The 18,921-nt window shown below is 61.0% G+C and carries 10 protein-coding genes; 6 read left to right on the plus strand and 4 right to left on the minus strand.

The features are described 5' to 3' along the window. Positions 1-216 precede the first annotated feature (216 nt). Positions 217-7,191, plus strand: coding sequence for a retention module-containing protein (locus ACW5XD_RS09665; RefSeq protein WP_456494718.1), 6,975 nt, complete (start codon positions 217-219; stop codon positions 7,189-7,191). A 318-nt stretch (positions 7,192-7,509) separates the two neighbouring features. After that, positions 7,510-8,454, plus strand: coding sequence for a chemotaxis protein CheV (locus ACW5XD_RS09670; RefSeq protein WP_456494719.1), 945 nt, complete (start codon positions 7,510-7,512; stop codon positions 8,452-8,454). An 89-nt stretch (positions 8,455-8,543) separates the two neighbouring features. On the opposite strand, the gene ACW5XD_RS09675 is transcribed toward ACW5XD_RS09670, so the two are convergent. Continuing rightward, positions 8,544-9,143: an arylesterase gene (locus ACW5XD_RS09675; protein ID WP_456494720.1), complete on the minus strand. Its 600-nt coding sequence runs from the start codon at positions 9,141-9,143 to the stop codon at positions 8,544-8,546. Positions 9,144-9,317: 174 nt separating this feature from the next. Between ACW5XD_RS09675 and ACW5XD_RS09680 the strand changes: the two genes are divergently transcribed. Both ACW5XD_RS09680 and ACW5XD_RS09685 read left to right on the plus strand, forming a co-directional pair. Beyond that, a complete protein-coding gene (locus ACW5XD_RS09680; RefSeq protein WP_456494721.1) occupies positions 9,318-10,043 on the plus strand; it encodes an ABC transporter ATP-binding protein in 726 nt (241 codons plus the stop codon). Further along, positions 10,040-12,487, plus strand: coding sequence for an ABC transporter permease (locus tag ACW5XD_RS09685; RefSeq protein WP_456494722.1), 2,448 nt, complete (start codon positions 10,040-10,042; stop codon positions 12,485-12,487). The genes ACW5XD_RS09680 and ACW5XD_RS09685 overlap by 4 nt, the downstream gene beginning before the upstream one ends. Before the next feature lie 88 nt (positions 12,488-12,575). On the opposite strand, the gene ACW5XD_RS09690 is transcribed toward ACW5XD_RS09685, so the two are convergent. Beyond that, a complete protein-coding gene (locus tag ACW5XD_RS09690; protein WP_456494723.1) occupies positions 12,576-13,481 on the minus strand; it encodes a TIGR01777 family oxidoreductase in 906 nt (301 codons plus the stop codon). A gap of 327 nt (positions 13,482-13,808) precedes the next feature. Here ACW5XD_RS09690 and ACW5XD_RS09695 point away from each other — a divergent pair, with 327 nt between their 5' ends. Then, complete coding sequence (locus tag ACW5XD_RS09695; RefSeq protein WP_456494724.1) at positions 13,809-15,338, plus strand: EAL domain-containing protein; 1,530 nt, start codon at positions 13,809-13,811, stop codon at positions 15,336-15,338. Between the two features lie 76 nt (positions 15,339-15,414). Here the strand turns inward: ACW5XD_RS09695 and ACW5XD_RS09700 are convergent, their stop codons facing one another. Both ACW5XD_RS09700 and ACW5XD_RS09705 read right to left on the minus strand, forming a co-directional pair. Beyond that, positions 15,415-16,596, minus strand: coding sequence for an aminotransferase-like domain-containing protein (locus ACW5XD_RS09700; protein WP_456494725.1), 1,182 nt, complete (start codon positions 16,594-16,596; stop codon positions 15,415-15,417). A gap of 216 nt (positions 16,597-16,812) precedes the next feature. After that, positions 16,813-17,880 (minus strand): M28 family metallopeptidase, encoded by a 1,068-nt coding sequence (locus ACW5XD_RS09705; RefSeq protein ID WP_456494726.1) that lies wholly within the window; start codon positions 17,878-17,880, stop codon positions 16,813-16,815. A 305-nt stretch (positions 17,881-18,185) separates the two neighbouring features. Here ACW5XD_RS09705 and trmB point away from each other — a divergent pair, with 305 nt between their 5' ends. Further along, a complete protein-coding gene (gene trmB / locus ACW5XD_RS09710) occupies positions 18,186-18,899 on the plus strand; it encodes a tRNA (guanosine(46)-N7)-methyltransferase TrmB (protein ID WP_241326759.1) in 714 nt (237 codons plus the stop codon). Positions 18,900-18,921: the final 22 nt, after the last annotated feature.

Raw genomic sequence — 18,921 nt, forward strand, 5'->3', positions numbered from 1 at the left:
ATGGGGGCACAGCCATGTGCTCCCATCATCAAAATGCAACACATTGATCATCTTGATTTTATTAATTTCTACCTCCGTCATTGACCCTTCTGTTTAACCGGCCGTTCCAGCTTCAAATCAGTCTATCCATTCGAATTTTCTAACTGGTTTCGGACATCGTTCACGGGCACATTAGACGGTGGAATATTGCATGCCAATAGAGATTCAGGAGAGAACATGAACAGCCACAATATCGCATTGGATCAGGACGTCGTCGTTACCCAGTTGAAAGGCAAGGTTTACCTGGTCGCCGCCGATGGCAGCCAGAAGCAGCTCGCCGAAGGCGATATCCTGCCCAAGGATGCGGTGCTGATCACTCCTGAAGGCGCCAGCTTCAAGGGCGGCAACCAGACTTTCACCCTGAGCCCGACCAACGAGCAGCAGGCTGAGGATGAGACGTCTCAAGAGCCGCGGCTTGCCCAGAATGTGCCTGGCAACGCGAATGACATTGCAGCCCTGCAGCAGGCCATTCTGGGTGGCGCCGATCCGACCAAGGCATTTGAAGCATCCGCTGCGGGTGGTGCTCCTGCCGCAGGCGGTGGTGATATCGGTGGCGTGGCGGGCGCCAGCGGCAATGGTGGCTTCGTCACCATAGATCGTACCGGCGATACCACCATAGCGGCGGCAGGTTTTGATACCGCCACCCAGGCCGACACGGGTGTGATTGGCGATGCGTTTGCGGGTGAGGAAGATCAGCTGATCGACTTGGTGCCGCCGGTGATCACAGTATCTGCCCCTGACAATACCAATGACACGACGCCGACCATCACGGGAACCACGGATGCAACCGCAGGCAGTACCGTGACCCTGCTGGTGACCGATGCCAATGGCAACCAGCAAACTCTGATCACCACCGTCAATCCGGATGGCACCTTCAGCGTGGACGTGACCACTCCGCTGGTTGATGGCTCCTATACGGTCACCGCCAGCGTCACCGACCCGGCCGGCAACACAGGCACCGCGACCGATGATGGCAGCGTGGACGGCACGGCCCCGGATCTCGCCATTGAGCTTGATGCCAACATCACCGCCGACGACGTCATCAACGCCGCCGAAGCGGGTCAGCAGATCCCGGTCAGCGGCACCGTGAGCGGCGAGTTCAAGGCCGGCGACACCGTCACCCTGACCGTCAACAACACCGACTACACCGGCAAGGTGGCGGCCGATGGCCGCTTCACCATCCTGGTGGCGGGCAGCGACCTGGCGGCCGATGGCGACCAGACCATCGAGGCCCGCGTGACCAGCACCGACGCGGCGGGCAACAGCGCCACCGCGACCGACAGCGAAGGCTACGGGGTCGACACCCAGGCGCCGGTGGATCTGGCCATCGAGCTTGATGCCAACATCACCGCCGACGACGTCATCAACGCCGCCGAAGCGGGTCAGCAGATCCCGGTCAGCGGCACCGTGAGCGGCGAGTTCAAGGCCGGCGACACCGTCACCCTGACCGTCAACAACACCGACTACACCGGCAAGGTGGCGGCCGATGGCCGCTTCACCATCCTGGTGGCGGGCAGCGACCTGGCGGCCGATGGCGACCAGACCATCGAGGCCCGCGTGACCAGCACCGACGCGGCGGGCAACAGCGCCACCGCGACCGACAGCGAAGGCTACGGGGTCGACACCCAGGCGCCTGGTGCACCGACCGTAGTCATAGTGGATGATTCCAACAACGACCAGCTGCTGACCAAAGGAGAGATCGGCAATGATCAGATCCAGGTGCGGGCCGAGGTCAGCAATAGTGACCTGGTTGCAGGTGGCAAGGTCACCTTGACCATCAACAACGGCGGCAGTGAAAACACGGTTGAGCTGAAGCTGGTGAATGGTGTGCTGATGTTGGCAAGCGGGCAGCCGGCAAACGGCTTTGTTTACAACAATGGCGCTATCAGCTGGACGGAGACCACACCGCCCAACGGGAAGTCGTTGACTGTGACGGCGACCCAGACTGACAAGGCGGGTAATGCCTCCTTGCCGGGCAGCGACATGGCAACCATTTTGAATGAAGCTCCAGAGACGGCGGACAAGCAAGCCAGTGGTCTGGAGGATGCAGCCAGCATCGCCATACCTGCGCTCTCTGGCAGTGACATCGATGGTACTGTCGTGAGCTTTACCATCAAGAGCTTGCCGGCCAATGGTGTCTTGCTGCTTGATGGCGTGCCAGTGACGGAGAATCAGAGTGTTCAGGCTGTGGATGCTGGCAAACTGACCTTTGTACCGAGTGCCGACTGGAATGGTGACACCAGCTTCAGTTATGTGGCAGTGGACAATGAAGGGTCGGCCGACGCAACTCCTGCCACCGTGACCATCAAGGTGGAGGCGGTGAACGATCTCCCGACAGTGGGCATCTCCAATGGCGTAACTGTTTCCGAAGAGGGCTTGCCCAACGGCATCGCCGATAACAGTGGCAACCCGGATACCACGGATGCCAAGGGCATGTCCGGCACTATCTCCATCGGTGATGTGGACAGCAGCAGCCTGGCTGTTTCACTGGGTGGACCGGCGGGGCTGACCTCCGGTGGTGCCGAGGTGAAGTGGAGCTGGGATGCCGGCAGCAAGACACTGGTTGGTTATACCGGCACCCTGGGTAGCGACGGCTACAAGGCGGTGGTCGAGGTCAAGCTGACCGCCCCGAACGCCAGCGGCAAGGGCGATTGGGCTTATGATCTGACCCTCAAGGCGCCGCTTGACCACCCGGTCAAGGGCCAGGAGGATTCCCTGTCGTTCCAGCTGGACGTCAAGGTCTCCGATGGCAATGGCACTACCACAGGCAAGCTGAATGTCACTGTCGAGGATGATGCACCGATCGCTGGCGATGCCGCGGCCGTGTCCGTCATCAAGACCAATATTCCTGACACCCTGACCGGCCTGTTTGATCTGACCAAGTACAGTGGCAGCAATCAGACGACCCTGAACGTGTCAGGCTTCAGCATCACGGCGCTGGGCTTTGCCTCGTCAACCAACTCGGCGCTGGTCATGGCCAATGTCAATGGCTCCAGCTCCGGGCTGGGGGTCTCCAGCGTGGGTTCGCCCAATCACAACCTCGCCAACGAAGTTGATTTCCGCCACTTCGCAAATGGCACCTCGGCTTCCGAGCAGCTGACCATCAAGCTGGATGCGGGCAAGGTGGCCTATGGCGCCAACATCAAGTTCAGCCAGATGTTCGGTGGCGAGCTGGAGAGCGGCGTGGTCGAGTTTTATCGCGGTGGCGTGTTGATCGGTACCCAGACCTTCAGCTCCAATGCTGCGGGTGGCGACTATGCGGGCAATTTCCAGGTGCAGCAGGGTGGCTTCGATACCATGGTCATCAAGGCCACCAACAATGGTAACGGTCTGTACGCCGACAACAGCGACTTTACCGTGAAGAGCATAGAGTTCCTCGGTGCCGACACGGCGCAGGCCATCGCCTATGGCTCCGGCACCGTGACGCCGCAGTGGGGTGCGGATGGCAAGGGCTCCATGGGACTGGTGCTGGATCCGAACGTCTTCGAGAGTGGCCTGCGGACTGCCGCGGGTTCCCTGGTCACCATCAGCTCAAGCGGGGCCAATACCCTGCTCGGCAAGGATGCGGGCGACAACCTTGTCTTCCGGCTGGAGTTCACCCCGGCCACCGGCAAGTGGGAGTTCTTCCAGTATCAGAACATGTCCAAGCCCCAGGGAGATGGCGACATCGACTTCCGGATCCAGGTGACGGATGGCGATGGAGATGTGAGTATCGGGTCGTTTGCCACCAAACCGCTCTTTACGCCCATCGTTCAGGGGATCTCTGTCGACAGCGTGAGCGAAGGCGGTAGCCTGGAACATACGGTGACCCTGTCCGACGCGACCCAAGAAGCGACGCAATATGACTTTGCCATCAGGGGCAACGGCAGCAACCCCGCATCCAACCTGGATTGGGGGACTGCCCAGTTCAGCAACGGGGTGACCTACAACAGCACCACCGGCAAGATCACTGTGCCGGCCGGGGTTTCCGGTTTCACCGTGACCATACCGACGGTGAACGATCGTCTGGTCGAGGCAAACGAGACCCTCTCGGTGACCATAGGTGGCCAGAGCGGTACAGGTACTATCGTTGACAACGATCGGGCGCCGACGGCGGCTGGGGGCCATAGTACCGGGCAGGAAGACAAGCCCCAGGTGCTGACCTGGGCCCAGTTCGGTGCCAGCGACGATCAGGCAGCGACCGATCTCGGGGTGCAGATCAACACCCTGCCCCTGAACGGCACCCTCGAATACCTCAATGCGGCGGGGCAGTGGGTTGCGGTGCAAACTGGATCCCTCATCTCCTACGCCGAGGTGAATGCGGGCCATCTGCGCTTCGTGCCCGGTCTGAATGAATCGAGTACCAATGCCGCCAACGGAAATGGCGCTATGGCCGGCAATATGAAGGGCGACTATGCCAGCATCGACTATCAGATAAGCGACGGTGCCAACCTCAGCAACGGCAGCAAGCTGGTGATCGACGTGGCGGCGGTGGCCGACAAGCCGACCGTCAACGTCACCCTGACGGGGAATGGCATTCCGTTGTACAGCCCGAGCTTCCCGAGCGCGGGCGTCACCACGGAGCAGTTCCAATCCGGCAACTTCAACAAGAAGGCCCTTGGCATCACCAACTTGCTGACGGACAGCAGCAGCGGCCAGGAGCAGGTGCTTGGCAGCAGCGGCAACGACTATATCGTCAGCGTCCATGGTGGTGGCGAGCATTTCGTCGGTGGTTTGGGCAATGATGTCCTGGTCGGTGGCGATGTTGCCACGGGCGATACACTCGATGGTGGCACGGGCGACGATGTGCTGGTATCCGGTCTTGGCGGCGATGGCCTCTATGGCGGTGCCGGTACCGATATCGCCGTGCTGACCGGCAACCGAGCCGATTACGCCATCAAGAAGGGCAGTGGATACTCGGTCAATGATCGCTGGTTCGACTTCTCCGTCACTGAGAAGGGCGCCGGCATCACCAAGGCGCTGCATGACGTGGAGTATGTCCAGTTCGCCGACGGCATCTACCAGCTCAACCAGAGCACAGGTGAGCTGACTCTGGTGCAGCCGACGGTGGTCGACTACCCGCTGGAGCTGAGCGCCTCCCTGAGCGATCGGGATGGTAGCGAAGTACTCGACAGCCTGGTACTGAGCGGCATGCCGAAGGGGGCCGAGCTCTACAGCGGCAACCAGCTGCTGGGTACCGTCGGGGTTGATGGACAACTCACCCTCACCGCCGGCAGCGGCCTGTGGAGTGCGAGTGCGATGGATGTGAAGCTGACCGGCCTGACCCTACGAGTCCCCGGCAGCAGCGCTGGCCAGGTCGATCTCAAGGTTGAGGCCATCGCCAAGGAGGTGGGAACCGATCAGACCAGTTCCGCCACCGACGATGACAGCATCCGCCTGAGCTACTTCAACGCCACCGAAGGGGAACCGGGCGATCAGGACCGTACCTACGGCAGCGAGCACAATATCGTGGTCGGCGACCTGGACGGCAGCGTGGTGCTGCCCGGCCAGAACTACAATATCGCCTTCATGGTCGACAGCTCGGGCAGTATCGGCTCCAGCGCCATGAATACTATAAAGGCTCAGTTGGCACAGGTCTTCTCGAGCCTCAAGGCAAGTGCCGGTACCGATGGCGCCGGGAAGGTCAATATCTTCCTGGTGGACTTCGACACCCTGGCCAACAAGTCGGTCAGTGTGAACCTGAAAGACAGCAATGCCCTGAGTCAGCTGCAAGCTATTCTCGACAGCATGGATGGCAGTTCGAACAACGGCGGTGGCACCAACTATGAGGACGTGTTCAAGACCACGGCCAACTGGTTCAACGGCTCGACCGCTCAGGGCAACAGCAATGCCAAGAATCTGACCTACTTCATTACCGATGGTAAGCCGACTTACTACTTGGGTAGTGAAGGCACCAATCCGCTGATTGATGACTATCCGAATGATTCTCGCGATGTCTATCTCAATCAGTTGTTGCAGAACGCTTATGTTCCTGGTCAGGTTTACAAGAGCAGCGGATATACCATTATCGATGCTCAGGGCGCGGTTTATAAAGTTGATACAAAAGGGGATTCCACCAAGATTGGCTATATGCGTCCTGATGGTCTGGGTGGTTATACCTATTCCACTCTGGCCGGCAACGGACAGGATTCTACGTCTACAACCATCAGCAATGCGGTGGCTGGTTTTGCCTTGCTGACCGGCATGGGCGTGACGGTGGAGGCGATCGGCTTGGGAGCCAACATCTCCTACAACGATCTGAAGTCCTATGACTCCGATGGCGTGATCCAGACTGGGGTCAACGCCTCGGATCTGGCCGGTGCCATTCTGGGAACCTCCGTCAACAACCTGCCGGGGGCCGACCGCTTCGACGGCGGGGCCGGTGACGATATCCTGTTCGGGGATGCGGTTCACTTCGCCGGTATCAACGGAGAAGGCTACGCGGCCGTCAAGCAGTACGTGGCTGACAAACTCAGTGCCGGTTCGGTGACCGATGCCCAGGTTCATGACTACATCACGGACCATGCCGCCGACTTCGATCAGTCCTCCACCAATGACAAGGCGGATGTGCTGATCGGCGGGGATGGCAACGACATCTTGTTCGGTCAGGGTGGCAATGACATTCTGGACGGTGGTGCCGGCAACGACATCCTGTTCGGCGGTGCCGGTGATGACATGCTGCTCGGCGGTCTGGGCGATGACCAGCTCTATGGTGGTAGCGGCAACGATACCTTGTATGGCGGCGCAGGCAACGACACCCTGAGCGGCGGTCTGGGCAACGACATCCTGGTCGGCGGGCTCGGCAATGACATCCTCAAGGGAGATGCGGGGGCCGATACCTTCACCTGGCTGCAGGGCGATACCGCTACGGGCAGCGTCGCCAAGGATTACGTGGTCGACTTCTCCAAGGCGGAAGGTGACAAGCTGGATCTGAGCGACCTGCTGGATCACGACGGTTCTCGCAACCAGAACGATCTGAAGAGCCTGCTCTCGGTCTTCCAGGACAGTGAAGGGGTGCATCTGCAGGTCAAGGAGACCAATACGGCTCCTGTGACTCAGGAGATAGTGCTGATGAACCACACGTTCGACAGCCTCACCGGCAGTGCGGCGTCCACCTCTTCTCAGGTGATCGACTACATGCTGAGCAACAACCTGCTGGATATCGACAAGTAATCCCGTCAGGGCAGGGCAACAAGCGGCAGAGCAATCTGCCGCTTTTTTTATGTCTGGTTATCAGGAGAATGGATGCTGATGGCGGTGCTTTTACCACGTATATCAAGGATGTGCCCCCCACAGGCAGCCCCGGGCTCGGTCGAGCGGCCAGTTTGCTATTGATAAGTGTGAAGAGAGTCCGGCCTTGAGCCGAATCTCGCTTTTTTTCATCAAGTTCCGTCATCATCTTGCCGACATAGGATAAGAATACGGGTCGTGTTGGGATTCTGACCCTTCTATACTATGGCGAGACTCGGGAAACGGACGTAAGGGCTTTATATGGCGAGCATATTGGATTCAGTGGATCAACGTACCCAGCTGGTAGGGGAGAACCGTCTGGAGTTGTTGATGTTCCGTTTGGGATCCCGACAGCTGTTTGCTATCAACGTGTTCAAGGTGCGGGAAGTGGTCAAGCTGCCCCATCTCAACAAGATGCCGGGGGCGCACCACAACATCAGCGGGGTGGCCAACATCCGTGGCACTTCGATCCCGGTGATCAACCTGCGCAGCGCCATCGGCATGCGCGCCATGCCCATCGATAGCGAGTCCAACCTCATCATTACCGAGTACAACCGCACCATTCAGGGCTTCCTGGTGGGGCAGGTGGCCCATATCGTCAACATGACCTGGAAGGACATACTGCCGCCACCGCGCTCGGCCGGGCGGGCGAACTACCTGACCGCCATCACCCGCATTCCCGAGGACGGCGTCGATCAGATCGTCGAGATCATCGACGTGGAGAAGGTGCTGGCCGAGATCATCACCTACGACATCCGCATCTCGGAAGAGGTGCTGGATCGGGAGATATTGCCCGAGATGCATGGCCGCAAAGTGCTCATCGTCGATGACTCCAGTACGGCCCGCAATCTGGTGCGGGAAACGCTGGGTCAGCTGGGGCTGGAGGTGATCGAATGCCAGGATGGCCTGCAGGCGCTCAATCTGCTCAAGGGATGGTGCGATGCGGGCAAGAAGGTGACCGACGAAATCCTGCTGATGATCACGGATGCGGAGATGCCGGAGATGGACGGCTACCGGCTGACCCACGAAATCCGCAGCGATGCCCGCATGTCCGATCTCTTCATCACCCTCAATACCTCCCTGAGTGGCAACTTCAACGAGGCCATGGTCAAGAAGGTGGGGTGTGACCGCTTCATCTCAAAGTTCCAGCCAGACCTGCTGGTCGGGGTGGCTCAGGAGCGGCTGCGCCAGATACTGAAACGCTGATGCTCATGCAAAACAAAGATCCCGCCTTGGCGGGATCTTTGTTTTGGGCCGGCAGGGCCTTCTGGTGCGTATGCCAGCCTACTGGGGCGTTACTGGGTCAGCAGGGGCTCGATAAAGCTGGCTACCTTATCGCGGATCTGCGGTTGCGCCGCGGCCGTGGGGTGGATGCCATCGTTCATCATGAGTTCAGGGCGCAGCGCAATATCATCCATGAAGAAGGGCATCAGTGGCAGCTGGTTGGCGGCTGCCAGCTCGGGGAAAATCTGCTCGAACTGGCGCAGATAGCGCGACCCGTAATTGCGGGGCAGCTGGATCTGGGTCAGCACTGTGTTTACCTGCTGCGCCTTGGTCAAGGCCACCATCTTGGCCAGATTGTCACGGGTGATGGCGGGGGGAAACCCGCGCAGCCCGTCGTTGCCACCCAGTTCGATCAGCACCCAGTCCGGTTGATGCTCCTTGAGCAGGGCGGGCAGGCGGGCCAGGGCTCCCTGCGTGGTCTCACCGCTGATGCTGGCATTGATAAGCCGATGTTCACCTCCCTGCTGTTGCCATTTCTGATTAAGCAGGGCAGGCCAGCTCTGCTCCGCCGGCATCTGATAGCCAGCACTCAGGCTGTCGCCCAGTACCAGCAGGGTCTGGGCCTGTACCGATGAAACCAGGCAACACAAGGCGAACAGGAAACGTGTCATGCATTCAACTCCCATCATTCATTATCATCAACATTGTCATCAAGGGTCCGGGCAAGCGGGATACGTGTGATGATGTCAACACCCAGCATGCATTGTCATTCAAGGCCTGGGTGAGCAGGATATACATCATGGGTTCAACCCCGTTTTTTGGCTTGGGCAAACAGGATACGCATCATGAGTTCAACTCCCATCATTGTCGTCAAGGGCCTGGGCAAAACCGTTCGCCTGGGCCAGGAAAGCCTCACCATCCTTGAAGGGATCGACCTGCAAGTCAATACCGGCGAGACCCTGGCGCTGGTCGGCGCCTCCGGCTCCGGCAAATCCACCCTGCTGGGGCTGCTGGCCGGGCTGGATCTGCCGAGCCAGGGGGATATAGAGATCCTCGGCCAGTCGCTGGCGCAACTGGACGAGGAGGGCCGTGCCCGCCTGCGTGCCGAGCAGGTGGGCTTTATCTTCCAGTCTTTCCTGCTGTTGCCCACACTGAGCGCGCTGGAAAACGTCATGCTGCCCGCCGAGCTGCGTGGCGAGACTCGCTGCGAGCCGAGGGCGCGCGAGTTGCTGGCGGCGGTGGGGCTCAGCGAGCGCCTGCACCATCTGCCGCCGCGCCTCTCCGGTGGTGAGCAACAGCGGGTTGCCATTGCCCGTGCCTTCATGACAAGGCCCAGTCTGCTGCTGGCTGATGAGCCGACCGGCAACCTGGACAGCAAAACGGGGGAGAAGGTAATCGAACTCTTGTTCCAGCTCAATCGCGAGCACGGCACCACGCTCGTGGTGGTGACGCATGACCACGAACTGGCTCAGCGTTGCCAGCGGCAACTGGTGATGACGGCGGGGCGGCTGGAGGCGGATGCATCCGCATCCGAAGGCGTCTTGCCCTTCCGGATTAAGGAGCAGCCATGAGTCAGTGGAAACTGGGATTCAAGTTACTGCGCCGTGAGGGCTTTAACGGTGAGCTGCGCTGGTTTGTGCTGGCACTGGCGCTGAGCGTGGCCTGCGTGCTGAGCGTGGCTCTGGTGGCGGATCGGCTGGATGCGGGGCTCAAGGCCTCGGGGCGAGATTTTATCGGTGCCGATCGGGCGCTGCGAACCGCGACCCCGGCACCAGTCGCCTGGCTCAAGCAGGCGGAGAAAGCGGGCCTGTCGGTGCAGACCTCGGTCAGCTTCAACAGCATGCTGTTTCATGGCGATGCGTTGCAGCTGGCCTCCATTCGGGCCGTGCCGAGCGATTTCCCCTTCTACGGCAAGCTGGAACTTAACCCTCAGCGGGCGCCGGCTCCTGGCGAGATCTGGCTCTCGGCCCGGGTGATGCGATTGCTGGAGGCGAAAATTGGCGATGAACTGGAGGTGGGCAACACCCGACTCCGTGTGGCGGGCGAACTGGGTCAGGAGCCGGATCAGGGCTTCAGTCCCTTCCTGCTGGCGCCCAGGGCCCTGATCCACAGTGCCGACATAGAGGCGACCGGTGCCCTGCTGCCGGGCAGTCGTCAGCAGTGGCGCTACCTGTTCAAGGGGACGCGCGAGGATGTCGCCAGCTACGAACGCTGGCTCAGGCCCAAGCTCAAAGCGGGGCAGAAGCTGATCAAGCCGGACGATCAGGGCTCCCAGGTGGGTCGCTCGCTGGCCAATGCCGAGCGTTTCTTCCGGCTCGCCTCCCTGGCCGGGGTGCTGCTGGGGGCGCTGGCCATGGGCATAGCGGTGCGCCACTTCGCTGAGCGCCAGACCAACATGGTGGCCCTGCTCAAGACGCTGGGGGCCTCCCGTCGTTCGCTCTGGCAGCTGATGGGCACCTTGCTGCTGTCGCTGACGCTGGTCGGTGCCCTGTTAGGCCTGGTGGCGGGCAGCGCCATGCAGTGGCTGACTCTGCATCTGCTGGGGGATCTGCTGCCGGCTGATCTGCCGCCCCCGTCGTGGCGCCCCTTTGCTCTTGGTCTGGCGGTCGCCTTCTTCATTACCCTGTTGCTGGCCTTCGTGCCCTTCCTGCGCCTGCTCAAGGTGCCGCCGCTGCGGGTGCTGCGCCGCGAGCTGGAGGCGGGGATCCCGCCCTGGCTGGCGTTGCCGGTCGCTCTGCTTGGCCTGTTTGGTCTGGTGTGGGGCTTTACTTCAGATGCGACTCTGGCATTGGGGCTGATCGGCGGCATGGGCCTGCTGATGGGTCTGCTGGCGCTGCTCGCTTCCCTGCTGCTGCGGTTCGGTCGCCGGGTCAAGGGGCCCCATGCGCTGCGCCTTGCCATTAATCACCTCTCCCGCGAGCGGGGGAGCGGTCTGTTCCAGCTGGCGGGCTTCGCGTTGGCACTCATGCTGTTCGGTCTGCTATGGGCTGCGCGAGTCGACCTGCTCGACGAGTTTTCCGCCCGCCTGCCAGCGGACGCCCCCAACCGCTTCCTGGTCAACGTGGCGGACGGGGAGCGGGAGGGGATCCTGGCCGATCTGCGCCAGGCGGGGGCCGTGACCTCGGACTTCTACCCCATGGTGCGCGGTCGGCTGGTCAGCATCGCCAGCGAGGCGGTACGGGATACGGATGAGGATGGTCGGGAAGGGGTCAATCGGGAGCTCAACTTCACCACCACCGCTAGCCTGCCGCCTGACAATACCCTGACCGCAGGACGCTGGCTGGATGGCCCCGGCCAGGTATCGGTGGACAAGGATCTGGCCAAGCGGCTCGACATCGCCCTCGGCGACACCCTGGGTTTTACCATTGAAGGGCGCAGCTTCAAGGCGCAGGTGACCAGCCTGCGGGCCATCAAGTGGGACAACATGCGGCCCAACTTCTACATGATCTTTTCGCCGGACGTGTTGGCCCCCTTCTCCCAAACCTGGCTCGGCAGCTATCGGCTGCCGGAGCAGGGGCGGGTGGCCGAGGTGGAGTTGATTCGAAGGCACCCCACTGTGAGCCTCATCGATGTGGATGACCTGATCGTGCGGCTGACGGCTGTGTCGGAGCAGGTGAGCCGGGCGCTGGGGCTGATGCTGGGGCTGGTGACGGTGGCGGCTCTGCTGGTGCTGCTGACCCAGACCCAGGCCAGCATGGCCCACCGCCGTCGCGAGCTGTTGCTGATGCGCACCCTTGGGGCCAGCAGCGAGCTGCTCAAGACGATGCTGCGCTGGGAGCTGGTCGCCAGCGGTCTACTGGCGGGGCTGTGCGCTGCCATGGTGGTCGAGCTCTGCTCCTTTGGCTTGCAATGGTGGTGGTTCGAGGGGCAGTGGCAGTTCCACTGGGCCATCTGGGGTAGCCTGCCCTTGCTGGGGGCTCTGCTGGTGACGCTGGCGGGGCAGGGCATGCAGCGCCAGTTGCTGGCGGGCACCCTGAGCGATCGGCTGCGTGGTCTGGGTCAGGGGTTGCTCTGACCGGCCGCCCTTGCCGTAAATATGACAAACCCGGCCATCTGGCCGGGTTTGTCATTGCTGGAACAGGCGATTGCCGGTAAGCAAGGACTCAGCGTGGTGGCTGCAACAGATTGGTGAGGGCCTGGGCCAGTTCGGGATAGGTAAAGTGAAAACCGGCATGTTGCAGGCGAGCCGGCAGCACCTTCTGACCGGTGAGCAGCAGATCGGCCGCTTCCCCCATCAGCAGTTGCAATACCGGCGCGGGCACGAAGAAGAGGTGTGGCCGATGGAGGATCCTGGCCAGTGTTTGGCTGAACTCGCGATTGCTGACAGGCTGCGGTGCCGTGCCGTTGTAGATGCCGTCACACTCGCCATGCTCCAGCAGAAACAACATGGCGCGCACCAGATCCTGAATGTGGATCCAGCTCATGATCTGCTGGCCTGACCCCATGGGGCCGCCAAGGCCGAGTCGATAGGGGGGCAGCATTTTTGGCAGTGCGCCGCCATCAATACCGAGTACTAGCCCGATGCGCACGAGACAGACCCGGGTGTGGGTGCTGTGAGCTTCCCGCGCCAACGTTTCCCATTGCTGGCAGAGTTGGTGGGTGAATTCGTCGTGAGGGGTCTGACACTGTTCGTCCAACGGCGCATCACCTTGCCTGCCATACCAGCCGATGGCTGAGGCATTGATCAGCACCTTGGGTGGTGTGCTGGAGAGCTTGATAAGATCGACCAACTGCTCGGTCAGCAACCAGCGGCTGTCACATAGCTGCTGTTTGCGCCGCTCGCTCCAGCGTCCGGCAGCGATGGGCTCTCCCGCCAGGTTGATGACCGCATCCACGTCATTGAGGTCGTCGAGCCGATCCAGATTGTCGAGCAGTTTGACGTCGTGGCCGAGCAGCTCATAGGCGCGACTCCCCTGGCGGGTCAGTACCACCACCTCGTGATTGACCTTGAGGTGGGCCACCAGACGGCGGCCGATAAAGCCGGTCCCTCCCGTGATCAATATTTTCATATCCAGACTCCCTGACTCTGTTGGCTCTACTCTAGTGGGCCAGCACAAGATGAACAAGCAACTGTTTTTGCAAAGATTATAATCGTCACAACCGGTGTGGATCCGACGAGAGCCAAGGACGGCAAGGGCTGAGCGGGGGCGGGGGCGGAGGCGTGCCGAGCATGGATTGTGTTGCGGGTGCCAATGATGTGGCTGTTAGCCATGTTTTGGCGGGATATTATGCCGAGCATGCCTGACTTGGTTGTTGCGAGTCGAATCAACAGGGCTTGTCAGGGGAGTGGAGAGTAGTAGACTTGTCCGCTTTTTCGCCGTTGCCGTGGGGTGATTATGCCATTTCGTCGTTTAAGGTTGCGCCAGTTTTATACCAGGCTGGGGGCGGCGCTGCTGGCTGGCCTGCTTCCTGTATTGCTCGGGGCCCTGATCATCTCATGGCAGACCTTCTCGGGGATGAAGCAGGATGCCGAGGAGCGACTGCAACATGCCCGGCACATGTTTGAACGAACGCTGGACAATGCCCGCCAAGCCGCATCCATGGTGCAGGGCAGCGTGGGGAGGCCGTGTGTCGAAGTGGTGCAGGGGTTGCGGGATCAGGTGGCGACCGTACCGGATGTGCGTACTGTCAACCTGGCCAGGGGAGAGACCATTTACTGCACCTCACTCTATGGTCCCTATAACGGTCCCTTCTCTTTGGCCGAGTATGTCGATGGTCAGCTTGATTTGATGAGAGGCAACCCGGTAACTCCAGGTCGGCCGTTGGTTGCCTATCGGCAGACAGTGGGTGATTACAGCATATTGGTCGGCATAGATGGTTATTATCTGCACAACATTCTCGACATGCTGAGCCGCAATTCGCCACTGGCACTGGTCATCGGCCCCAAGAGCATGCTGGCCAATGGTCAGGTCAGTGACGGACTCCCGCTTCGGGAGAGCGGCTATCTGGAGCAGGTGTCAGAGAAGTACCCCTTCAGTGTCGTCACCGAGCTGTCCCACGACGAATATGGCGCTCACATCTGGAACTACTCCAGGGCCAGCATCATCATCTATCCTCTGCTGGGCATTCTGGTGGGGGTTGGCGTGTTCTGGCTGACCGGCCGCTCGACCTCCCCCTCGCAAGAGCTGCGGCGGGCGCTGGATCAGCGGGAGTTCATCCCCTATCTGCAACCCGTGGTGACCGGTGACGACGCGCACTGGTGCGGCTGCGAGGTGCTGATGCGCTGGCAGCATCCCCGTCAGGGGCTGATCTCGCCTGATCGCTTCATCCCGCTGGCGGAAGACAGCGGTCTGATCGTGCCCATGACCCGGTTGCTGATGGAGCAGGTGCGTGATCAGTTTGCCGGCATGGTGCATACCCTGCCCAGGGGATTCCACTTCGGCTTCAACATCAGTGCCAGCCACTGCAAGGATCTGAGCCTGGTGGAGGATTGCCGCGACTTCATCAATGCCTTCAGGGAAAACCCCATCAAGCTGGTGCTTGAGCTGACCGAGCGGGAGCTGATCGTGGCGGACGAGGTGACGGACCGACTCTTCGCCGAGCTGCACCAGCTGGGGGTCTTCATCGCCATCGATGACTTCGGGACCGGCCACTCCAGCTTCACCTATCTGCAGCAGTTCCAGGTCGACTTTCTCAAGATCGATCAAAGCTTCGTCGGCATGATAGGGTCGGATGCGCTCTCCAGCCACATCGTCGAGAACGTTATCGACCTGGCGACCCGGCTTGGCCTGTTGCTGGTCGCCGAGGGGGTGGAAAACGAAGCGCAGGCTGCCTACCTGAGGGCACGTCAGGTGACCTTCCTGCAGGGTTATCTCTACGGCCGCCCCATGCCGATGACGGAATTCGCCAGCGCGCTGGGCGCCTGAGAAGTCCGGCTCCCCAGAGTGCGGGACATGAAAAAACCAGCGACCGAGGTCGCTGGTTTTTTCATGCCGTGACTCGTCAGAGCATGCGGGCGAGGGCGCGGGTCAGTCGCTTGACTCCTTCCTCTATGGTGGCCTCGTCCACGCAGGAGAAGCTGAGGCGCAGGGTATTCTGGATCTCGGGGCGCACATAGAAGGGCGCGCCGGGCACGAAGGCCACCTTCTCCTTGATCGCCTCGTCGAACAGCGCCATGGCGCTGACACTGGCGGGCAGGGTCAGCCAAAGGAACATGCCGCCTTCCGGTCGGGTGTAGCTCACGCCGGGCGGGCAGTGACGGGCCAGGGCGGCCTCCATGGCGGCACGCTGGCGGCCATAGACCTCCTTGATCTTCTCCAGGTGGGCATCCAGCGAGTTGTCGATCAGGAAGCGGTGCAGCACTTGCTGGCTGAAGGCGTTGCTGTGCAAGTCGGTGGCCTGCTTGGCGATGGTGACCTTCTTGCGCAGCCAGTCCGGCACCAGCATCCAGCCCAGCCGGAAGGCGGGCACCACCGTCTTGGAGAAGGAACCGAGCAGTACCGTATTGTTCGGCGCCAGCTTGGCGATGGGGGGCAGGTGTTCGCCCTCGAAACGCAGCTCGCCATAGGGGTCATCTTCCACCATCAGCAGCTCGTGGCTGATCAGTCGCTCGGCCAGCGCCTCGCGGTTGGTGCGGCTGTAGGAGACGCCGCTCGGATTCTGGAAGTTGGGTACGCCGTAGAGCAGCTTGGCGTTGGAGCCGCTGGCCAGCAGCGCATCCAGTGCCGCCAGATCCAGCCCCTCTTCACCCAGGGTGATGGGCTTGAAGGCAGGTTGATAGACGGAGAAGGCCTGGATGGCACCGAGGTAGCCCGGCTCTTCGATGATGAGATCCTGTCCCTCGTCGATCAGCACCTTGCCCAGCAGATCCAGCGCCTGCTGGGAGCCGCTGGTGATGAGGATGTTGTCCGGGTTGACGCGCATGCCGTGGCGGGCCAGATAGCGGTCGGCTATGTACTGGCGCAGGGGGGCGAAGCCCTCGGTGGCGGCATACTGCAGGGCGGCGGCCCCTTGCTCGCGCAGCACGTCCTGGCACGCCTGGTCGATGGCCTTGACCGGGAACAGGTGTGGATTGGGCAGACCACCGGCAAAGGAGATGATCTCCGGATTGGCGGCGACCTTGAGGATCTCGCGGATAAAGGAAGGCTCTACCTTCTCGAAGCGCTGGGCAAAAAACGGCTGCATAGGATTCTCTCTGGCGTGGTGAGCGGTCGCTCCATTCGACCGCCAAGTTATCCGTTTGTATCAGATTTAAAAAATGAGGCAATGGCTGTAACAAAAATCGATAAAAAAGGGCAGGTTTGGCACCTGCCCGAATTTTATCGGCCGGGGGCGGCCGTGGAGCGTAAAAAGCCCTGAATTGGCCCGGAGCCTTCGGACGCCATTGACGGGCTGCCGGCGTTACAGGCCCGGTTCCTTGAGGAAGCGGATCATCAGGTCCGTGTTGGCGCTGAGCTGTTGTTCCACCCGGCCCGGGAACAACTCGGCCATCTTGTCGAGGCGGTCGTACTGGGTATGCCAGATCTTGCCCCACTGGGTCTCGCTGTCCCGGTCGCAGGCGCTCTTGGTGGCATCGTCGTAGCAGTCCCACAGCGCCGGATTGGTGGTCTGGGAGTAGCCGTCATAGCCATCCGCCCCGTTGATGGTGAAGTTGGTGGCCTCCACGTAGGCGATCGGTACCCCCAGACAGGCGAAGGGGGCATGATCCGACCAGCTGCCTGTCTCCCCTTCCGGGTAGCCGGCGTAGCTGGGGTGGATGGCAAACGGGGTGGCGGTCTGCTTGGAGACGGCCAGCAGGCGATCCCGCACCTTGGGATCGAAGCTGTAGCGGCTCGGATCGGCGCAGTTGTACTCGGTCACGTCGGAGTGGGCCGAGTGGACGTAGACGATATCGCCACCGGCGATGGTGTCGTAGTTCACCATGGCCAGCAGGCGGGCAATGGCGGTACTGTCCAGGCTGGCCGCATAGGCCTTGGAGCCGTTGAGGCCGTTCTCCTCCGCGCCGAAGAAGGCGAAGCGCACCGTGTAGGGCAGGGTCTGCCCCTTGAGCGCCTCGGCGACCGCCAGCAGGGCAGCGACGCCGGCTCCGTTGTCGGTGGCCCCTTCAGAACCCTTCTTGTCGCCCGTGCTGTCGTAGTGGGCGCCGATCAGGATCACCTTGTCGCTCTGGCCCTTGAGCTCGGCGATGAGGTTCTGGGAGCTTTTGCTGGCCCCGCTCTTGGTGTAGGTGAACGGCTGGTTCTGCACCTCGTAGCCCCAGCCAGCCAGATGATCCTGGATCCAGGCGGCGGCGCGGGTCTCGGTCTCGCTGCCGGTAGGTCTGGCACCGATCCCCTCGGCGGTCGAGCTCAACTGCACCAGATACTCATAGGCCTGCTCGGCGGCGGTGGGGGCCTGCGAATCATTGGTAGAGGTGTTGCACCCGGCCAGCAGGACTGTGATGGCAAATGCCAATGCTGTGTGTTTCATACTGCAATCCTTTGTTGTGTATGGTTTTATTTGCGCAGGCCAGCATGCGCCCGGCGTCTGGCAGATTCTGTGAACGGGGTGGCATTTGTCAATCCTTGTGGCGGAATTGGTCAGGGGCAGGGGATTTGTTTCGCGAAACACTTGCGCCTTGGGCCTATCTTGGGATAATTCGCTGCCCTGTTTTGCGGATTGATGAAATAACGCGCCATTCATCCATGCGAACCGTGAGCCAGGGTGATGAAACAACGAGCAATCCATTCATGTCGTCTGTGACCCAGACTGATGCAATAACGAGCAATTTGATTATGCCTGTGACCCAAGATGTATTTAACGAAGACGGCAAGTTCATGCGCAAGATCCGCAGCTTTGTCCGTCGCGAAGGCCGCCTGACCAAAGGGCAGGAGAAGGCTCTGGAAGAGCTCTGGCCGGTCATGGGTATCGATTTCGCGCCAGCGCCCCTCGATCTGGTCGCCCTGTTTGGCCGTGAGGCCCCGGTGGTGCTGGAAATAGGCTTCGGCATGGGCGCCTCCCTGGTGGAGATGGCCAAGAATGCCCCCGAGAAAAACTTCATCGGTATCGAGGTACACTCGCCGGGTGTGGGGGCTTGCCTGGGTACAGCTCAGGAAGCGGGCGTGACCAATCTCAAGGTCATCTGCCACGATGCGGTAGAAGTGCTGGAGCACATGATCCCGAACGGCTCGCTGGCCTGCCTGCAGCTGTTCTTCCCGGATCCCTGGCACAAGAGCCGTCACCACAAGCGCCGTATCGTGCAGCCGGCCTTTGCCCAGGATATACGCCAGAAGCTGGCCATAGGTGGCGTGTTCCACATGGCCACCGACTGGGAAAACTATGCCGAGCACATGCTGGAAGTGATGAGCGTCGCCGAGGGCTACGAGAACACCTCCGCCACCGGCAACTGGGTGGCTCGTCCCGACTGGCGTCCGCTGACCAAATTCGAACAACGGGGCCATCGTCTGGGCCACGGGGTTTGGGATCTGATTTTCAAACGCGTTAACTAATTTAACGAGTCAACTAACCTAA

The organism is Aeromonas enterica, from assembly GCF_054052465.1.